Source organism: Ralstonia sp. ASV6, from assembly GCF_016429285.1.
In the GTDB taxonomy this organism is placed as follows: Bacteria; Pseudomonadota; Gammaproteobacteria; order Burkholderiales; family Burkholderiaceae; genus Ralstonia; species Ralstonia flaminis.
Genome location: NZ_JAELUI010000137.1, coordinates 1 through 14,740, shown reverse-complemented (window position 1 = coordinate 14,740; position 14,740 = coordinate 1). Strand labels below are relative to the sequence as shown.

General features: G+C 63.5%; 10 protein-coding genes and 1 tRNA gene. 9 read left to right on the top strand and 2 right to left on the bottom strand.

Translation table 11 applies throughout. The features are described 5' to 3' along the window. The 7 genes from JHD73_RS22045 to JHD73_RS22015 all read left to right on the top strand — a co-directional run. The coding region (locus JHD73_RS22045; RefSeq protein WP_199032328.1) for an enolase C-terminal domain-like protein at nt 1-1,197 on the top strand (1,197 nt) is incomplete at its 5' end. Between the two features lie 65 nt (nt 1,198-1,262). Then, the gene (locus tag JHD73_RS22040) at nt 1,263-2,555 is read left to right on the top strand and encodes an MFS transporter (protein ID WP_199032327.1); all 1,293 of its coding nucleotides are present in this window, start codon (nt 1,263-1,265) and stop codon (nt 2,553-2,555) included. A 10-nt stretch (nt 2,556-2,565) separates the two neighbouring features. Next, the gene (locus JHD73_RS22035; protein WP_199032326.1) at nt 2,566-4,977 is read left to right on the top strand and encodes a TIM-barrel domain-containing protein; all 2,412 of its coding nucleotides are present in this window, start codon (nt 2,566-2,568) and stop codon (nt 4,975-4,977) included. Between the two features lie 96 nt (nt 4,978-5,073). Next, nucleotides 5,074-6,273: a porin gene (locus JHD73_RS22030; protein WP_199032325.1), complete on the top strand. Its 1,200-nt coding sequence runs from the start codon at nt 5,074-5,076 to the stop codon at nt 6,271-6,273. Continuing rightward, nucleotides 6,273-7,214, top strand: coding sequence for an aldose 1-epimerase (locus tag JHD73_RS22025; protein ID WP_199032324.1), 942 nt, complete (start codon nt 6,273-6,275; stop codon nt 7,212-7,214). The genes JHD73_RS22030 and JHD73_RS22025 overlap by 1 nt, the downstream gene beginning before the upstream one ends. A 225-nt stretch (nt 7,215-7,439) precedes the next feature. After that, nucleotides 7,440-8,969: a DASS family sodium-coupled anion symporter gene (locus tag JHD73_RS22020; RefSeq protein WP_199032323.1), complete on the top strand. Its 1,530-nt coding sequence runs from the start codon at nt 7,440-7,442 to the stop codon at nt 8,967-8,969. A 12-nt stretch (nt 8,970-8,981) separates the two neighbouring features. Further along, a complete protein-coding gene (locus tag JHD73_RS22015; protein ID WP_199032322.1) occupies nt 8,982-11,390 on the top strand; it encodes a hypothetical protein in 2,409 nt (802 codons plus the stop codon). Nucleotides 11,391-11,493: 103 nt separating this feature from the next. Here JHD73_RS22015 and JHD73_RS22010 read toward each other — a convergent pair. Continuing rightward, nucleotides 11,494-11,569, bottom strand: a tRNA-Lys gene (locus JHD73_RS22010). A gap of 62 nt (nt 11,570-11,631) precedes the next feature. Then, nucleotides 11,632-12,543 (bottom strand): LysR family transcriptional regulator, encoded by a 912-nt coding sequence (locus JHD73_RS22005; RefSeq protein ID WP_199032321.1) that lies wholly within the window; start codon nt 12,541-12,543, stop codon nt 11,632-11,634. A gap of 92 nt (nt 12,544-12,635) precedes the next feature. Here JHD73_RS22005 and JHD73_RS22000 point away from each other — a divergent pair, with 92 nt between their 5' ends. After that, complete coding sequence (locus tag JHD73_RS22000; protein ID WP_199032320.1) at nt 12,636-13,742, top strand: YeiH family protein; 1,107 nt, start codon at nt 12,636-12,638, stop codon at nt 13,740-13,742. 155 nt (nt 13,743-13,897) lie between these two features. Further along, nucleotides 13,898-14,632, top strand: a complete 735-nt coding sequence (locus tag JHD73_RS21995) for a thioredoxin family protein (RefSeq protein WP_199032319.1) — start codon at nt 13,898-13,900, stop codon at nt 14,630-14,632. Nucleotides 14,633-14,740: the final 108 nt, after the last annotated feature.

Below are 14,740 nucleotides of genomic sequence, written 5' to 3'. Positions count from 1 at the left end.
GGCCATACCGGCGTGGGCGAGGTGCCGGGCGGCGAGGCGATCCGCAAGACAATTGAAGACGCGACGCCGCTGGTGGTGGGGCAGCCGATCGGCGCATACAACAACGTGCTCAATACCGTGCGCCGGCAGTTTGCTGATCGCGATGCGACCGGGCGTGGGCTGCAGACCTTTGACCTGCGCACGACAGTGCACGCAGTGACGGCATTGGAAAGCGCCTTGCTGGACTTGCTGGGCCAGCACCTGGGCGTGCCCGTGGCCGCCTTGCTGGGGCAGGGGCAGCAGCGTGCCAAGGTACCGGTGCTGGGTTACCTGTTCTTCGTGGGCGACCGCAAGCGCACCAACCTCGACTATGCGGACGGCAGTGACGCCACCGACGACTGGACCCGCGTGCGCCACGAAGAAGCGCTGACGCCTGAAACCGTGGTGCGCTTGGCCAAGGCCGCGCACGCCCGTTACGGCTTCAAGGATTTCAAGCTCAAGGGTGGCGTACTGAGCGGCGACGACGAAATGGTTGTCACCACCGCTTTGGCCGAGGCCTTTCCCGACGCGCGCGTCACGCTGGACCCGAACGGGGCCTGGTCGCTGGAAGAGGCGATCCGCCTGTGCCGCGACAAGCACGACGTGCTGGCATATGCCGAAGACCCGTGCGGTGCCGAGAACGGCTACTCCGGCCGCGAAGTCATGGCTGAGTTCCGCCGTGCCACCGGCCTGCCGACTGCCACCAACATGATTGCCACCGACTGGCGCCAGATGGGACACGCCATCCAGTTGCACTCGGTCGACATCCCGCTGGCTGACCCACACTTCTGGACCATGCAGGGTTCCGTGCGTGTGGCGCAGATGTGCGACGACTGGGGTCTGACCTGGGGCTCGCATTCCAACAACCACTTCGACATTTCGCTGGCGATGTTCACCCATGTGGCTGCTGCCGCGCCCGGCAACATCACCGCCATCGACACGCACTGGATCTGGCAGGACGGCCAGCGTCTGACGCGCGAGCCGTTCCAGATCGTGGGCGGCGAGATCGATGTGCCCGCCGTGCCGGGCCTGGGCGTGACGCTTGACATGGCGCAGGTTGAGAAGGCGCACGCGCTGTACAAGCAGCACGGCCTGGGCGCACGCGACGATGCCGCCGCCATGCAATACCTTGTGCCGGACTGGAAGTTCAACAACAAGCGTCCGTGTCTGGTGCGCTGAAGTAGATAGACCCGGGGCGGTGTGAGGCCGCCCTTCAAAAAACAAAAAATGTCTGGAGACGAACTTTGAAGACCATCAAGGGTTTGCGCTGGTGGATCATCGTGCTGGTGTGTTTGGGCACGATCATGAACTACCTGGCGCGCAATTCACTCGGCGTGTTGGCGCCCACGCTGAAGGAAGATCTGTCCATGACCACGCAGCAGTACGGCTACGTGGTGATGGCGTTTCAGTTTGGCTACACGCTCATGCAGCCGGTCTGCGGCTTCATCGTCGACTTGATCGGCTTGCGCATCGGCTTTGCGCTGTTTGCCGTGCTGTGGTCGTTTTCCGGTGTGCTGCACGCAGGCGCGACGGGCTGGCTGTCACTGGCAGGCTTTCGTGCGTTGATGGGTTTGACGGAGGCAGCGGCCATTCCGTCGGGCATGAAGGCCGTGGCGGAATGGTTCCCGGACAAGGAAAAATCGGTGGCGACGGGCTGGTTCAATGTGGGCACGTCGTTTGGTGCCATGCTGGCACCGCCGCTGGTGTTGTTCCTCTCCATGCGGCACGGCTGGCAAGCCGCGTTCGTGGTGACCGGTGCGCTGGGCTTCTTCTGGGCGGCATTGTGGTTTGCCTTCTACCGTTCGCCAAACGAGCATCCGCGGTTGTCCAAGCAAGAGCTGAAAAAAATCACCGACGGGCAACTGCGTTCGGCGGGGGGCAAGCACGAGAAGCGGCCGATCTCCGAGATCGTGTTGTCGCGCCGTTTCTGGGCGATCGCCCTGGCGCGGTTCTTTACCGAGCCTGCCTGGCAGACGCTGAGCTTCTGGATCCCGTTGTACTTCTTCAAGGAGCGCGGCATGGATCTGAAGCAGATCGCCATGTTTGCGTGGCTGCCGTTCCTCGCGGCGGACTTGGGTGGCATGGCTGGCGGCTATCTGTCGCCGCTGCTGATGAAGTATGGCCGCCTGCCGCTGGTGTGGTCACGTGTGGGCGGCGTGGTACTGGGCGCGCTGATGATGATCGGCCCGGCATGCGTGGGCTTGGTGGCGTCGCCCTATGTGGCCATTGCGCTGTTCTGCGTGGGCGGTTTTGCGCACCAGATGATTTCCGTGTCAGTCAATACGCTCAGCGCAGACGTGTTCGATCCGCAAGAAGTGGGTACAGCCAGCGGTTTTGCCGGTATGTCCGGCTGGATTGGCGGTCTGGCATTCACTGCTGTGGTGGGTGCCCTGGCTGATACGGTGGGCTATGGCCCGTTGTTCAGCCTGCTGGGTGCGTTTGATGTGATTGCCGCCGTGCTGCTGATCATCCTGATCCGCGGTCAGTCTCAGGAAGAGCGTGCTGCACGCCAGATGAAACTCTCCGCTTCAAATTGAATTGAAACCGATGTCCATGCTGCATCCCCCCCGATTCGAACTCCAGGCGCAACAAGGCAACCGCCTTCGCCTGACCAGCAGCACTGGCGCTGCGATTGAAGTCTTCGTGCTTGAAGAGGACATCATCCGTGTGCTGGTACTGCCGCACGGTGACTTGCGCGGCCCGGCCACGTGGTCGATTGCGCCGGGCGCCGACGATACGCCGCTCGAAGGGCGCAACCGTCGTGACCTCAGCGGGTTCTCGCTGCCGGCATTTGCGCTGCAGTCTGACGCCAGCACATTGTGCGTGCAGACCAGCAAGGTCCGCCTGAGCATTGCACTCGTGGGCGGCTTCTGTACGTGGGAGATCAGCCGCGCTGGCCAATGGCAGGCGGTGCTGCACGATCGCGCCACCCAGGCCTACAACTTTGGCTACTGGGACGATCAGGTCTATCACTACGTGCGTCGCGAACCGGGCGAGATGTACTTCGGCCTGGGTGAACGCGCCGGCGAGCTCAATCGTGCCCACCAGCGCTACGAGATGCGCAACATCGATGCGATGGGCTACAGCGCGCGTACGACCGATCCGCTGTACAAGCACATCCCGTTCTACGTGACGTGGCACCCGGAGAACGGCACGGGTTTCGGCCTGTTCTACGACACGCTGTCCGACTGCAGCTTTGACATGGGCCGCGAGCTGGACAACTACCACGGCCACTATCGGTACTTTGCGGCGCCGTTTGGCGATCTCGACTACTACTTCATCGCCTCGCCCGATACACCGCTCGATGCCACGCGCCGCTTTACGTGGATGACAGGTCGTCCGGCATGGATGCCGAAGTGGGGTCTGGGCTATTCCGGCTCGACCATGACGTACACCGACGCGCCCAACGCACAGGAGCAGATGGGCGAGTTCATCAAGGGTTGCCGCGAGCACGACATCCTGTGCGATTCGTTTCACCTGTCGTCGGGCTACACGTCGATTGGCCCGAAGCGTTACGTCTTCAACTGGAACACCGACAAGTTCCCAGACGCGCGCGGCTTCGTGCAGAGCTACATGGATGCCGGCATTCGCCTGTGCCCCAACATCAAGCCGTGCCTGCTGCAGGATCACCCCAAGTTTGCGGAAGCCAAGGAAGCCGGCCTGCTGGTGTGCGATGCGAGTGGTGAACCGGCCTGGGTGCAGTTCTGGGACGAGGTGGGCGCGTATCTCGACTTCACCAACCCGAAAACGCTCGACTGGTGGAAGGCCAACGTCAAAAGCACGCTCCTCGAATACGGCATGGTCTCCACCTGGAACGACAACAACGAGTTCGAGGTGTGGTCACCCGATGCCTTTGCGCAGGGGTTTGGCAAGAAGCACCCGATCCGCGAAGCCAAGGTGCTGCACACCATGCTGATGATGCGTGCCTCGCGCGAGGCACAAGTCGAATACGCGCCACAGCGCCGGCCGTTCCTGGTGTCGCGCTCGGGTGGCGTCGGCATGCAGCGATATGCGCAGACCTGGTCGGGGGACAACTACACCTCGTGGGAAACGCTGCGCTACAACCTCAAGATGGGCCTGGGGCTCTCGCTCTCGGGCGTGTCGAACATCGGTCACGACATCGGCGGGTTCTCTGGCCCGGCCCCTTCGCCGGAACTGCTGGTGCGCTGGGTGGCGTTTGGCGTGTTCATGCCGCGCTTCTCCATCCACTCGTGGAATGACGACAAGACTGTCAACGAGCCATGGATGTATCCGCAGGTCACCGCGCAGATCGCGTCGCTCATCAAGCTGCGCTACCGCCTGATTCCGTATCTATACGAGCTGCTGTGGCAGTCGACACAGGCGTACGAGCCGGTGCTGCGCCCGACCTTTGCCGAGTTCCCGACGGACCGCCGCTGCTATGACGAAAGCGACGACATGATGCTGGGTGCGTCGCTGCTGGTGGCGCCGACGGTGGAGGAAGGGCAGGTCGAGCGCAAGGTCTACCTGCCCGCCGGCGCGCGCTGGGTGTCGTACTGGAGCGGTGAGGCATTCGAGGGCGGGCAGACCGTCACGCTGCCTTCGCCGTGGGACCAACCGGTGATGTTGATTCGCGAAGGCGGCGTGGTTGCGCTGAACGTGGCCGAGCAGCATTTCGACCGGCGTGCCGATCAGCGTGCCTTCCTTGTGGTACCCACGAGCGGTGCCGGCGAGGCCGTTGGCGGCTGCATCGAGGACGACGGCGAGACCGAGGCCTGGCGCCACGGCGAGCAGGGCCGCTGGAACGTGCGCGCCGTGTCAGACGCGCTGACCGTCACGCTGCATGTCTCGCGCGAAGGCCGCATGCCCGTGCCGACAGACACCATCGAGATCCATTTGCCCGCTGCCGAGGCGCGGCAGGTGCAGGCCTCACAGGCCCGTATTGTTGAAGACAACGTTGCAGGCGGCTGGCGCCGTCTGACGCTGCAGTTGCTGGCCTAGTGCCGCATCCACCGTGCATCGAAACCGGGCGCGGAGAGCCCGGAGATGCACGGTTTCCCCAAGGAGCTGGAGATAACCAAAACCGAGATAACAACGATGAAAACCACACGAGCCAAATTTTCTGTCAAACCTGTCTGTGCATGCGCCGTGCTGCTGTGCGCAGGGGTGTCGATGCACGCATCGGCACAATCGTCGGTCACGCTGTATGGCGTGGTCGACAACGCATTTGCGTATTCGAGCAACCAGGGCGGGCATTCCAATACCTACATCAACTCGGGCGCCTTGCTGGCCAGCAAGTTCGGTCTGTACGGCACGGAAGACCTGGGCGGTGGCAACACGGCGCTGTTCCGGCTGGAAAGCGGCATCAACGCTGCCACGGGCGCGCAGAGCAAGTCGGGCTACATGTTCAATCGCCAAGCCTATGTTGGCCTGAGCAACACGAACTATGGCCAGGTCATCCTGGGCCGCGCCTATACGCCGTACTTCCAGTATGTGGCTTCACTGGGTCCGACCAACGTGCTGACCGGCGCAGTTGGCGCGCACCCGGGCGACGTGGATGCACTGGATACCACCCTGCGTATGCAAAACTCCATTACCTATACGTTGCCCGTGTTCGGCGGCCTGCAGGCGGGTGTGCAATACGGCTTGGGTGAACAGGCGGGCAGCATTTCGAACGGCAGCAGCGTGAGCGCCGGTCTGCGCTATGACTACCAAGGCTTCGGCTGGGGTGTGGGCTATACGCGATTGAAGAACCTTGCCGATAACACGACAGCCAACAAGACGGCCAGCTTCGGCAATGTCGGCGACTTCGCCATCAATTCGCCGGTCAATGCGGGGTACGCGTCTGCTGACTCGGCGCAACTCATTGCTACGGCGGCGCGCTATACGTTCGGCAAGGCGATGGTGGGTTTGAACTACTCGAACGTGCAGTACAAGCCGGGTGCATTTTCATCGTTTACGCAATCCGCCACGTTCAACACGGTGGGCGTGATTGCCACCTATGACCTGACGCCGGCATTCCGTTGGGCCGTTGGCTACAGCTACACGGCTGAGAAAGCGCGCAACGGCATCACTTCTCCGGCAAAGTACAACCAGTTCACGATGGAGCAGTTGTACTCGCTGTCCAAGCGCACGGCCTTCTATGCGATCCAAGGCTACCAGCGCGCCAGCGGTCAGCGGCTTGCAAACGGCGCCATCGTCGATGCGGTGGCATCCGTGGGCGACTCGCAGAACGGTACGCCGTCCAATGGGCGTAGCCAGTTCGTTGGCATGGTGGGTGTACGTCACTCGTTCTGATGCAAAGTCAGACCTGGCTCGCACCGGGGCCGGTGCACACCCTGCGCGCCGGCGCGCTGACGATGACTGTCGCGCCGGCGGCGGGTGGTCGCATTGCCTCGCTGGCTTCGGCCGGCGAGGGCGGCCAGCGCATCGATTGGCTGGCGCCGATGTCCGAGGCTTGCCTGCGTGATGGCTTCGACGGGTTGGCATGGCCCAAGACGGGCTGCTACCCGCTGTTGCCGTTCTCCAACCGCATCCGCGATGGCCGCTTTGTCTGGGCCGGCCGCGAGATTCGTCTCACGCCGCATCCGGGCCTGCCGCATGCCATGCACGGTGTCGCGCACGCGCGTGCGTGGGCGGTTGAGCAACTGACTGCTTCGTCGATCGTGCTCGGCCTGCGCTATGTGCCTGAAGCCGATAACTGGCCCTGGGCATTTACCGCTACACAAACACTGGTGCTGAGCCCAGAGGGGCTTGAGGCCGTCATGACGCTGCGTAACGACGGCAGCAACGATATGCCTGCCGGTGGTGGCTTTCACCCATACTTCGTTCGCACGCCGGGCATGCATGTACGGTTCATCGCCGAGACGATGTGGCCAACCGATGCCGGTGAGGTCGCCATCCGTAGCGAGCCGATCACGGCGCGCGAAGATTTCAGCAATGCACGTGCATTGCCAGGCGACGCCCTCAGCGTCTACTACAGCAACTGGCAGCGACAGGCCGTCGTGTCACGCGCCGACGGGGCAACGCTCACGTTGCGCGCCGACGATCCCCTCGATCATTTCATCCTGCATGCGCCGAGTGGGCAGCCTTACTTCTGTATGGAGCCGGTCTCGCACGTGGCGGATGCGGTCAATCTGGCCGAGCAGGGCTGCAAGGGGACAGGGCTACGCGTTTTGATGCCCGGCCAGACGCTGCGCTTGCGCATGCAATTGCGCATCGAGGCCACTGTTAGCTGACCTCGGTGAAGTGGCGCACCGCGCAGCGCGGTGCGCTTCAACCCTGATTACGGTATCGACCGGCCGCGGCTAGTTGCGGCTTGATCCGCTTCGACAGCCGGGTCATGACGATATGCGAACTGATTCGTTGGCGGCCCGGCATAAGTCCGTAGCATTGCCCTGAAAGGGGAGCAGATTGACCAGCATGGCGTCTTTGTGCATCCAGCAAACCGTCATGGGGTCATCGTGAGCAGTCCAGTCAATCCGTCATCGCTGTCTTCGCAGTCTGGCTGGCAATCTGGCCAGGCGATCACAGGTGTTCGCTTCCGGCTCAACCCGTTGCTCAAGGCGCGCCTCGGTTTTGTGGCGGCGTGGGCGGCATTTTTGCTTGTCTTGTTTGTGCTGCCGCAGCCAGAGGGGCTGTCGCCTGCGGGGCGTGCCACCTTGGCCGTGGTGGCCTGGGCTGCCGTGATCTGGATGAGCGAAGCGGTGCCGGTGGGGGTGAGCGGCATTCTCATTCCAGCCTTGCTGGTGCTTGCGCACGCCGTCACACCCTTCTCCAAGGCCGCCAGCGGCTTCGCCACACCGGTAGTGTTCCTGTGCCTGACTGCGTTCCTCTTCTCGTCGATTATGCAGGGCGCGGGGCTGGACCGCCGCATTGCGCTGTGGCTGCTCGATAAGCTCAAGACCAGCACCGCCAATGGCGTGATCTGGTCGATGTTTGCCATCAACTTTGTGCTGAGCTTTCTGGTGCCGGCGGCCAATGCGCGTGCGGCGGCGCTGCTGCCGGTGGTCAATGGCATCGCCGATCTGTTTGGCGACACGCCGCGCGAGCGTAGCGCCAAGAAGGCCATCGTCATCCAGTCGCTGGTCTATGGCTCGATGATCAGCGGTATGTGCATCCTGACCGCGCACTTGCCTAACCTGGTCATTGTGGGCTTGCTGCAGAAGCAGCTCGGCCTGCATCTGTCCTATCTCGACTGGTTCAAACTGCAGTGGCCCTACCTGGGCATGTTCGTGCTGACGCAACTGTGGGTGCAGTTCTACTTCAAGTCGCGCGCCGTGCGTCTGCCCGGCGGCACTGCCGCGATTGCGGCTGAGCGTGCCGCGTTGCCGCCGGCAGGCGGTCATGCCAAGGCCATTCTGCTGGTGTTCGCGGCGGTGGCTGTGCTATGGGCCACCGAGTCGTGGCACGGCCAGCCTTCCGAGATCGTGGCACTGCTCGGTCTGGCGGCGTTGTTCGTGCCGGGGTTGACCGGGCTGGGCTGGAAGGACATTCAGAACCGTACGATCTGGGGCACGTTCTTTCTGCTGGCGGGTGCGCTCAGCCTGTCTGCGGCCATCAGCGAGACCGGCCTTGCACCGTGGGTGGCCGACTGGTTGTATCGCTTTGCGCAAGGCCACCCGTGGTGGCTGGCGCTTCTGATCGTGATGATCGGCACGCACGTGGCGCGGCTCGCCATGCTTTCCAACGTGGCTGCCGTCACCATGATCGCCCCCATCATGCTGGCGCTCGCGCCCAAACTGGGGCTGCATCCCGTGGCCTTCACGCTGCTGGTGTGCGATAGCGACAGCTTTGCCTACATCCTCCCCACGCAGATCACCGCCGCCGTGGTCGCCTACAGCAGCGGCACCTTCACCACCGCGGATTACGCAAAGGTGGGTGTGGTGTCCGTGCTGATCGGCATTGTCTATGGCGTGTTCGTGATGGCGCCGTGGTACGCGCATCTCGGCATGCCCGTATGGGACGCGGGTGCACCGTGGCCTTTCCATTGATCGGAGTCTTCCATGAACGACCGAGCATCCCCGGCGTTGGGCTATGCCGCCCTGCGGGAGCGGCTGGGCGAGCATTACGCGCCCGCTGGCCTGTATGAAAAGAACAAGGCGTTGCCGTTTGCTGGCCGGGCCACCTGCTCGGTGAGCCGGCTGGAGGCGGGCGAGTGGGCCGAGATCCTGATCGACTATGAAGTCGGAGCCTCGGGCATTGCCGACGGCGCGTGGCTGAAAACCACTTTCAAGTTCTATTCCGACTGGGCGCTGTTTCAGACCACCGACCCGACCGGCGCCAACTACCTCAGTGCCGAATACCAAGCCGGCTCATTGGTGCCAGGACAAAGCCCTGCGACCGTTCAGGCGCTGGGTGTGCGCTTCGAGCAGAAGGGCCACGAGCGGCCGTTCCAAAAGGCGATCATCGTCGACGTGCTCGACGGCTACCTGAACGCGGGTGACCACATCCTGATCCGCCTGGGCGACCGGCGGCGCGGCGGGCCCGGCACGCGTGTGCAGACCTTCATCGAAGACAGCTTTCGTTTCCGCTTGTACGTTGACCCGCTGGGTACCTCGCGCTTTGTGGCCGTGCCAGGCGATGTGGTGATCGACATCCACGCGGGACAGCCCGCACAGGTGTTGCTCCAGGCGCCGCGCTTTGCTCGGCCGGGCACGCCACTGTCGGTGCGCACGTCATTGCACGACCGGTGGGGAAACATCAGTTCGAATGTGGGCGGTGCGATCCGCGTGACGGCCTGGGATGGCGATACGCCTGTGCATCAGCGCGACTACCCGGTACCGGAGGGCGGTTGGGCCACGCTCGGCATCGATGACTTGCCCACGGGCACCGGCACGCTTCGACTGGAGGCCGTCTTGCTGAACGCGCCCCACGTGAGCAAGGGCACCGCCTGGTTGTCGATCTTCGATGCACCCAACGCGCCGCGCGCGTTCTATGCAGACCTGCACGTGCACGCCCACGACACCGTCGGCACCAACAGCCCTGCATACAACGCCGCCTACGCGCGCGACATCGGCGGCATTGATGTGTTCGGCTACACCGTCAACGACTTCCAGATCACCGATGCCAACTGGAAGCTCGGGCTGGATGCCGTGAACACCTTCAATGAGCCGGGCCGCTTTGTCGCGTATCCGGTGCAGGAGTGGTGCGGCAGCTCCACCGCCGGCGGTGACCACAACGTCGTTTTCCTCGGCGATGAAACGCCGGGCTTCCCCTACAACGCGCGCGGCGAGCACAACCGCACGCTGGTGTGGAATGAAGACATGAAGGGCAGCGCCGCAGAACTTGGCCGCTGGCCGATCGAGGAACTGTGGGACGCGTACATCGACGCACCGGAGCAGCACTTGATCATGCCGCACGTGGGCGGGCGCCGTTATATCCCGGACTGGCATCACCCGCAGCTCGAGCGGCTCGTGGAGATCGCCTCCAGTTGGGGGCACTTCGACTGGCTGTACCGTGACGTGATCGCGCGCGGTTACCAGCTCGGCGTGGCCGCCAGCGGCGATGAGCATCGCGGGCGGCCCGCTGGTGGTGCGCCCGGTGTGCAGGTGTTCGGTGTGCGTGGCGGCCTGACGGGTGTGCTGGCTGAGCGGCTCGACCGCCAATCGATTGGCCGAGCCCTGCGTGCACGCCACACCTGGGCCAGCACTGGTGAACACACGGCGCTGCTGGTACGCAGCGGCAAGCATATCCAGGGCGACGCCTTTACACATCAAGGCCCCGCGCGCTTTGACTACCGGTTCCTGGGCCAGGCCGGCTGGGAATACCTCGCCGCGTATGACCACACCGGCCTGATCTGGGAGCGCAACCTGCATCAGGAAGCCGGCTTCTCCGATCGGCTGATTCGCATACGCTGGGGCGGCGCCCGCATCCGGGATCGCTACCGCTGGGCTGCCTGGCAGGGGCGCATCCGCATTCTCAACGGCACCATCCACCGTTTTGGCGGCCATGGCTTCGAGCACCTGGAGGAATCCTGCTGGCGAGAAGGCACCACCGACATCGGCTTTCGCAGCGACACCTATGGCGATGCCGACAGCGTCGAGATCGACATCGGCAACCTCGCCGCCGCGCGGATCGTAATCGAAGGACACATCGACAGCTACATCAAGGTCGGAGATCCGCTGCAGCGCAATCCGTTTGCCCATGCGCCGGATTTCCACTGGGAGATCAGTGGGGCCGAATTGCTTGCCAAGGACGGGTTGCGCCTTGAGCTCGGCGGTACCGAGCTGTTCATTGCGGTGGAGCGGCTTACTGAGCGGCCCTTGCCAGTCGACGTGAGCGGGGCTCTGGAGGTCGAGCCGGTCAACGGACCATTTGGCTTCCGGCCGGTGTACTTCCACGGGCGGGAGCGGGGCGACCAGAAGGTGTGGTCGTCAGCGCAGTTCGTATCGTTTGTGGCAGAGGCGGAATAGCGGCGCGCTACCCGGACATGGATCTGCACGGATCCATGTCTTCGCGATGGAAATTGCAGAAATGAAAAAGGCCCGACAGTTGCCTGTCGGGCCTTTCATATTCTGGTGGGGCGTGAGTGACTCGAACACTCGACCTACGGATTAAGAGTCCGCTGCTCTACCAACTGAGCTAACGCCCCCGCGAAGAAATGAGACTATATCAACCTTTTTTGGATCGCGCTAGTCCTTTGTGCGATTTTTTTTACGAATCGTCCGAGCGCAGGCTCGCGTGGCTGTGTAGCGCGTCGATAAATTGCGTCAGGCCGTGCGTCGGATGCTTGTCGCGATGGCGCACGATAAGCAATGGACGAGCGATGCGAGGCAAGTCGCTCTGTACCTCGACCAGCCGGCCGTCGCGCAGCGCATCGGCCACCACGTGGCGTGAGAGGCAACTGATGCCGTAGCCTGCCGCTACCGTACGTTGAATCGCCTCCGAGTGCCCGAGTTCGAGTGCCACATGCAGGGGCCCGACGACCGAGGCAATGCGGCTGTCGATCAACTCCCGTGTGCCAGAGCCCGGTTCGCGCATCAGCCAGCTGGCTTCGCGCAGTGCCGCGTGTGAAACGGGCCCTTGCGCGAGTGGATGCCGCGGCGCCGCGACGATCACCATCTCGTCGTCGAACCACGTTTCGATTTCCAGTGCTTCTCCACGACATGTGCCTTCGATCAGGCCGATGTCCACCTCGAAGCGCTGCACTGCATCGACCACGTCCTGCGTGTTGCCGATCAGCACGTCGAGCTGGCTGTCGGGGGCGATCTGCTGCCGGAAGCTCGCGAGCAGGGCAGGCAGCACGTAGTTGCCGATCGTGCTGCTGGCGGCCAGCTTCAGGCGCACGTTGGGCTGCACGGTGGCGTGCTCCAGGGCGCCGGCGTGGTCGAGCAGGGCTTGGGCTTGTGGCAGCAGTTGCCGCCCCAGCGCATTCAGATGGAGGCGTCGTGCGTGCCGGTCGAACAGTGGGTGCCCGAGCGCTGATTCCAGTTCGGCCAGCGCCGCGCTCACCGCCGACTGCGATAGGCCGAGTTGCTCGCCGGCAGCAGTGGTGGTCTCGCACTGCGCGATGGCGGCAAAGACAGCCCATTGGCGCAGCGTGACACGGGGAGCCTTTTTATCCATAAAACTGGTCATTCTTAGAAAAATTACCCGTTTCACATGTTATCACGTGCCGCATATCGTTATGCGTATAGCGAATAAGCAAGGCGGATGTGATGACAATTGCACAGAAACAGTTGCCCCCCCAGGGTGTGGTGTCCGGGTTTGATGGCCGCACTCTGCTGAGCGTGGGGGTGTTGTTCGGATGCGCTGGGGTGGCGGTGGTGCTCGGTGGAATGGGCTGGGCGAGCCACCTGGGTTTGAGCGCGCTGACGTTGGCCATCCTGCTCGGCATGGTGATGGGGCATGTGCCGGGGCACCAGCGGTGGCTGACGCCCGGCGCGATTCAGTTTGCGCGCCACACGCTGTTGCGTGCCGGGGTGATTCTTTATGGGGCCCGGCTGACGCTGGCGCAGATTCATGATCTGGGCGCTTCCGGCGTGGCGATTCCGCTGCTGGTGCTGGCGCTGACCATGCTGGCCGGCACCTGGATCGGCACGCGCTGGTTCGGCCTTGCCCGCACGCAGGCCGTGCTCGTGGCAGCGGGCAGCGCTGTGTGTGGTGCGGCGGCGGTGCTGGCTGTGGCGCCGGCAGTCAAGGCGCAACCGCGTGAGACGGCCGTAGCGATTGCGAGTGTGGTGCTGTTCGGCACCGTCGGCATCTTCCTGTATCCGTGGCTTTACGCGCTGTTGGCGCATGCGGGCATGGCAGTGACGCCGGAACACTTTGGCGTCTACATCGGTTCGACGATGCATGAGGTTGCGCAAGTGATTGCGGCTGCGAAGCCGCTGGGTGACGACGCCACCAATGCGGCGGTCGTCAGCAAGATGGTGCGTGTGCTGGCACTGGCGCCGCTGCTGGTGGTGCTGGCTTGCACGACGCCCGCTGCCGATGATGGTGCCGTCTCCACGCAATCCCGTGAGGGTGCGCTGCGCAAGGCTGCAGGTCACGCATGGAAGGCGATGCCGTGGTTTGCGGTCGGTCTGCTCGGCGTGACGCTGCTGAACTCGGCAGGTGCGATTCCGGCCGCATGGCACGCCCCGATCGACGCGATCGACACGGCGATGCTGGCCTGCGCGATGTTCGCCATCGGCACGCAGACGCATGTGCCGATGCTGCTGAAGTCCGGTGTGCGCCCGCTGCTGTGTGCGGCCGTGCTGTGGGTCGGGTTGGTGGTGGGTGGCGCACTGATCAACGTTGGCGTGCGCTGGCTGATGGGCTGATCTCGACACCTGAGGCCGGGCGCGTAGAGGCTGCAGATGCGCTTCCATGGCGCGCAAGTCGCACCTGAATCGCGACTTGCGCGCCGCGCCTTTTCATTCGCGAGAGGCGGCCTAGTATGAAGTCCTGTCTGACTGCTGTAGACGAGGGCTTCATCATGCAACCGCATCCCGTGGTTTCAAGAGACGAATGGCTCATCAAGCGTCGTGAATTGCTGACGCGAGAGAAAGAGGCGATCCACCTGCGCGACGCCATCAACGCTGAGCGCCAGGCACTGCCGTGGGTGAGGGTCGATGCGCAGTACGTGTTCGATACGCCGGATGGCAAGAAGACGCTGGCTGAGCTGTTCGACGGACGCAGTCAGTTGGTGGTCTATCACTTCATGCTCGGGCCGGGCTGGGAAGCGGGCTGCCCCGGATGCTCGTTTCTCTCAGATCATCTAGGCGGCATGCTGCCGCATCTGAATCATCACGATGTGACACTGGTCGCCGTGTCGCGTGCACCGATGGAGGCGATCGCCGCCTACAAGATACGCATAGGCTGGCATTTTCCGTGGGTGTCCTCGTTCGGCACCACGTTCAACCACGACTACCGCGTGAGCTTCTCGCCCGAAGAGTTGGCGAGCGGGGCAGTCGACTACAACTACACTGCCACCCCAAGCGCCGAGGCCCACGACGAGTTGCCTGGCATGAGCGCGTTCTACAAGGACGAGGCCGGCAACGTGTTCCACACGTACTCGACTTACGCGCGTGGATTGGAAGACATGGTTGGCACGTTGCTGCTGCTCGATCGTGCGCCGCTGGGTCGCAACGAGACCGGCCCTATGTCATGGGTACGCCGTCACGATGAATACGACGACGCACCGAAGGCGCACGCGTGCCACGCTTCGTGAGGCAGCGGGAGCAAGAAAAAGAAGAGAAGGGGATTGGTGCCCGAGGCCGGGATCGAACCGGCACGCGCCGGTGAGGGCGCAGCGGATTTTAAGTCCGCGGTGTCTACC

What these genes read in the sequence shown, in the direction of transcription:
- JHD73_RS22035 (WP_199032326.1), top strand. Translation starts at nt 2,566, where the DNA reads ATGTCCATGCTGCATCCCCCCCGATTCGAACTCCAGGCGCAACAAGGC.
- JHD73_RS22030 (WP_199032325.1), top strand. Translation starts at nt 5,074, where the DNA reads ATGAAAACCACACGAGCCAAATTTTCTGTCAAACCTGTCTGTGCATGC.
- JHD73_RS22025 (WP_199032324.1), top strand. Translation starts at nt 6,273, where the DNA reads ATGCAAAGTCAGACCTGGCTCGCACCGGGGCCGGTGCACACCCTGCGC.
- JHD73_RS22015 (WP_199032322.1), top strand. Translation starts at nt 8,982, where the DNA reads ATGAACGACCGAGCATCCCCGGCGTTGGGCTATGCCGCCCTGCGGGAG.
- JHD73_RS22005 (WP_199032321.1), bottom strand. Translation starts at nt 12,543, where the DNA reads ATGGATAAAAAGGCTCCCCGTGTCACGCTGCGCCAATGGGCTGTCTTT.
- JHD73_RS22000 (WP_199032320.1), top strand. Translation starts at nt 12,636, where the DNA reads ATGACAATTGCACAGAAACAGTTGCCCCCCCAGGGTGTGGTGTCCGGG.
- JHD73_RS21995 (WP_199032319.1), top strand. Translation starts at nt 13,898, where the DNA reads ATGCAACCGCATCCCGTGGTTTCAAGAGACGAATGGCTCATCAAGCGT.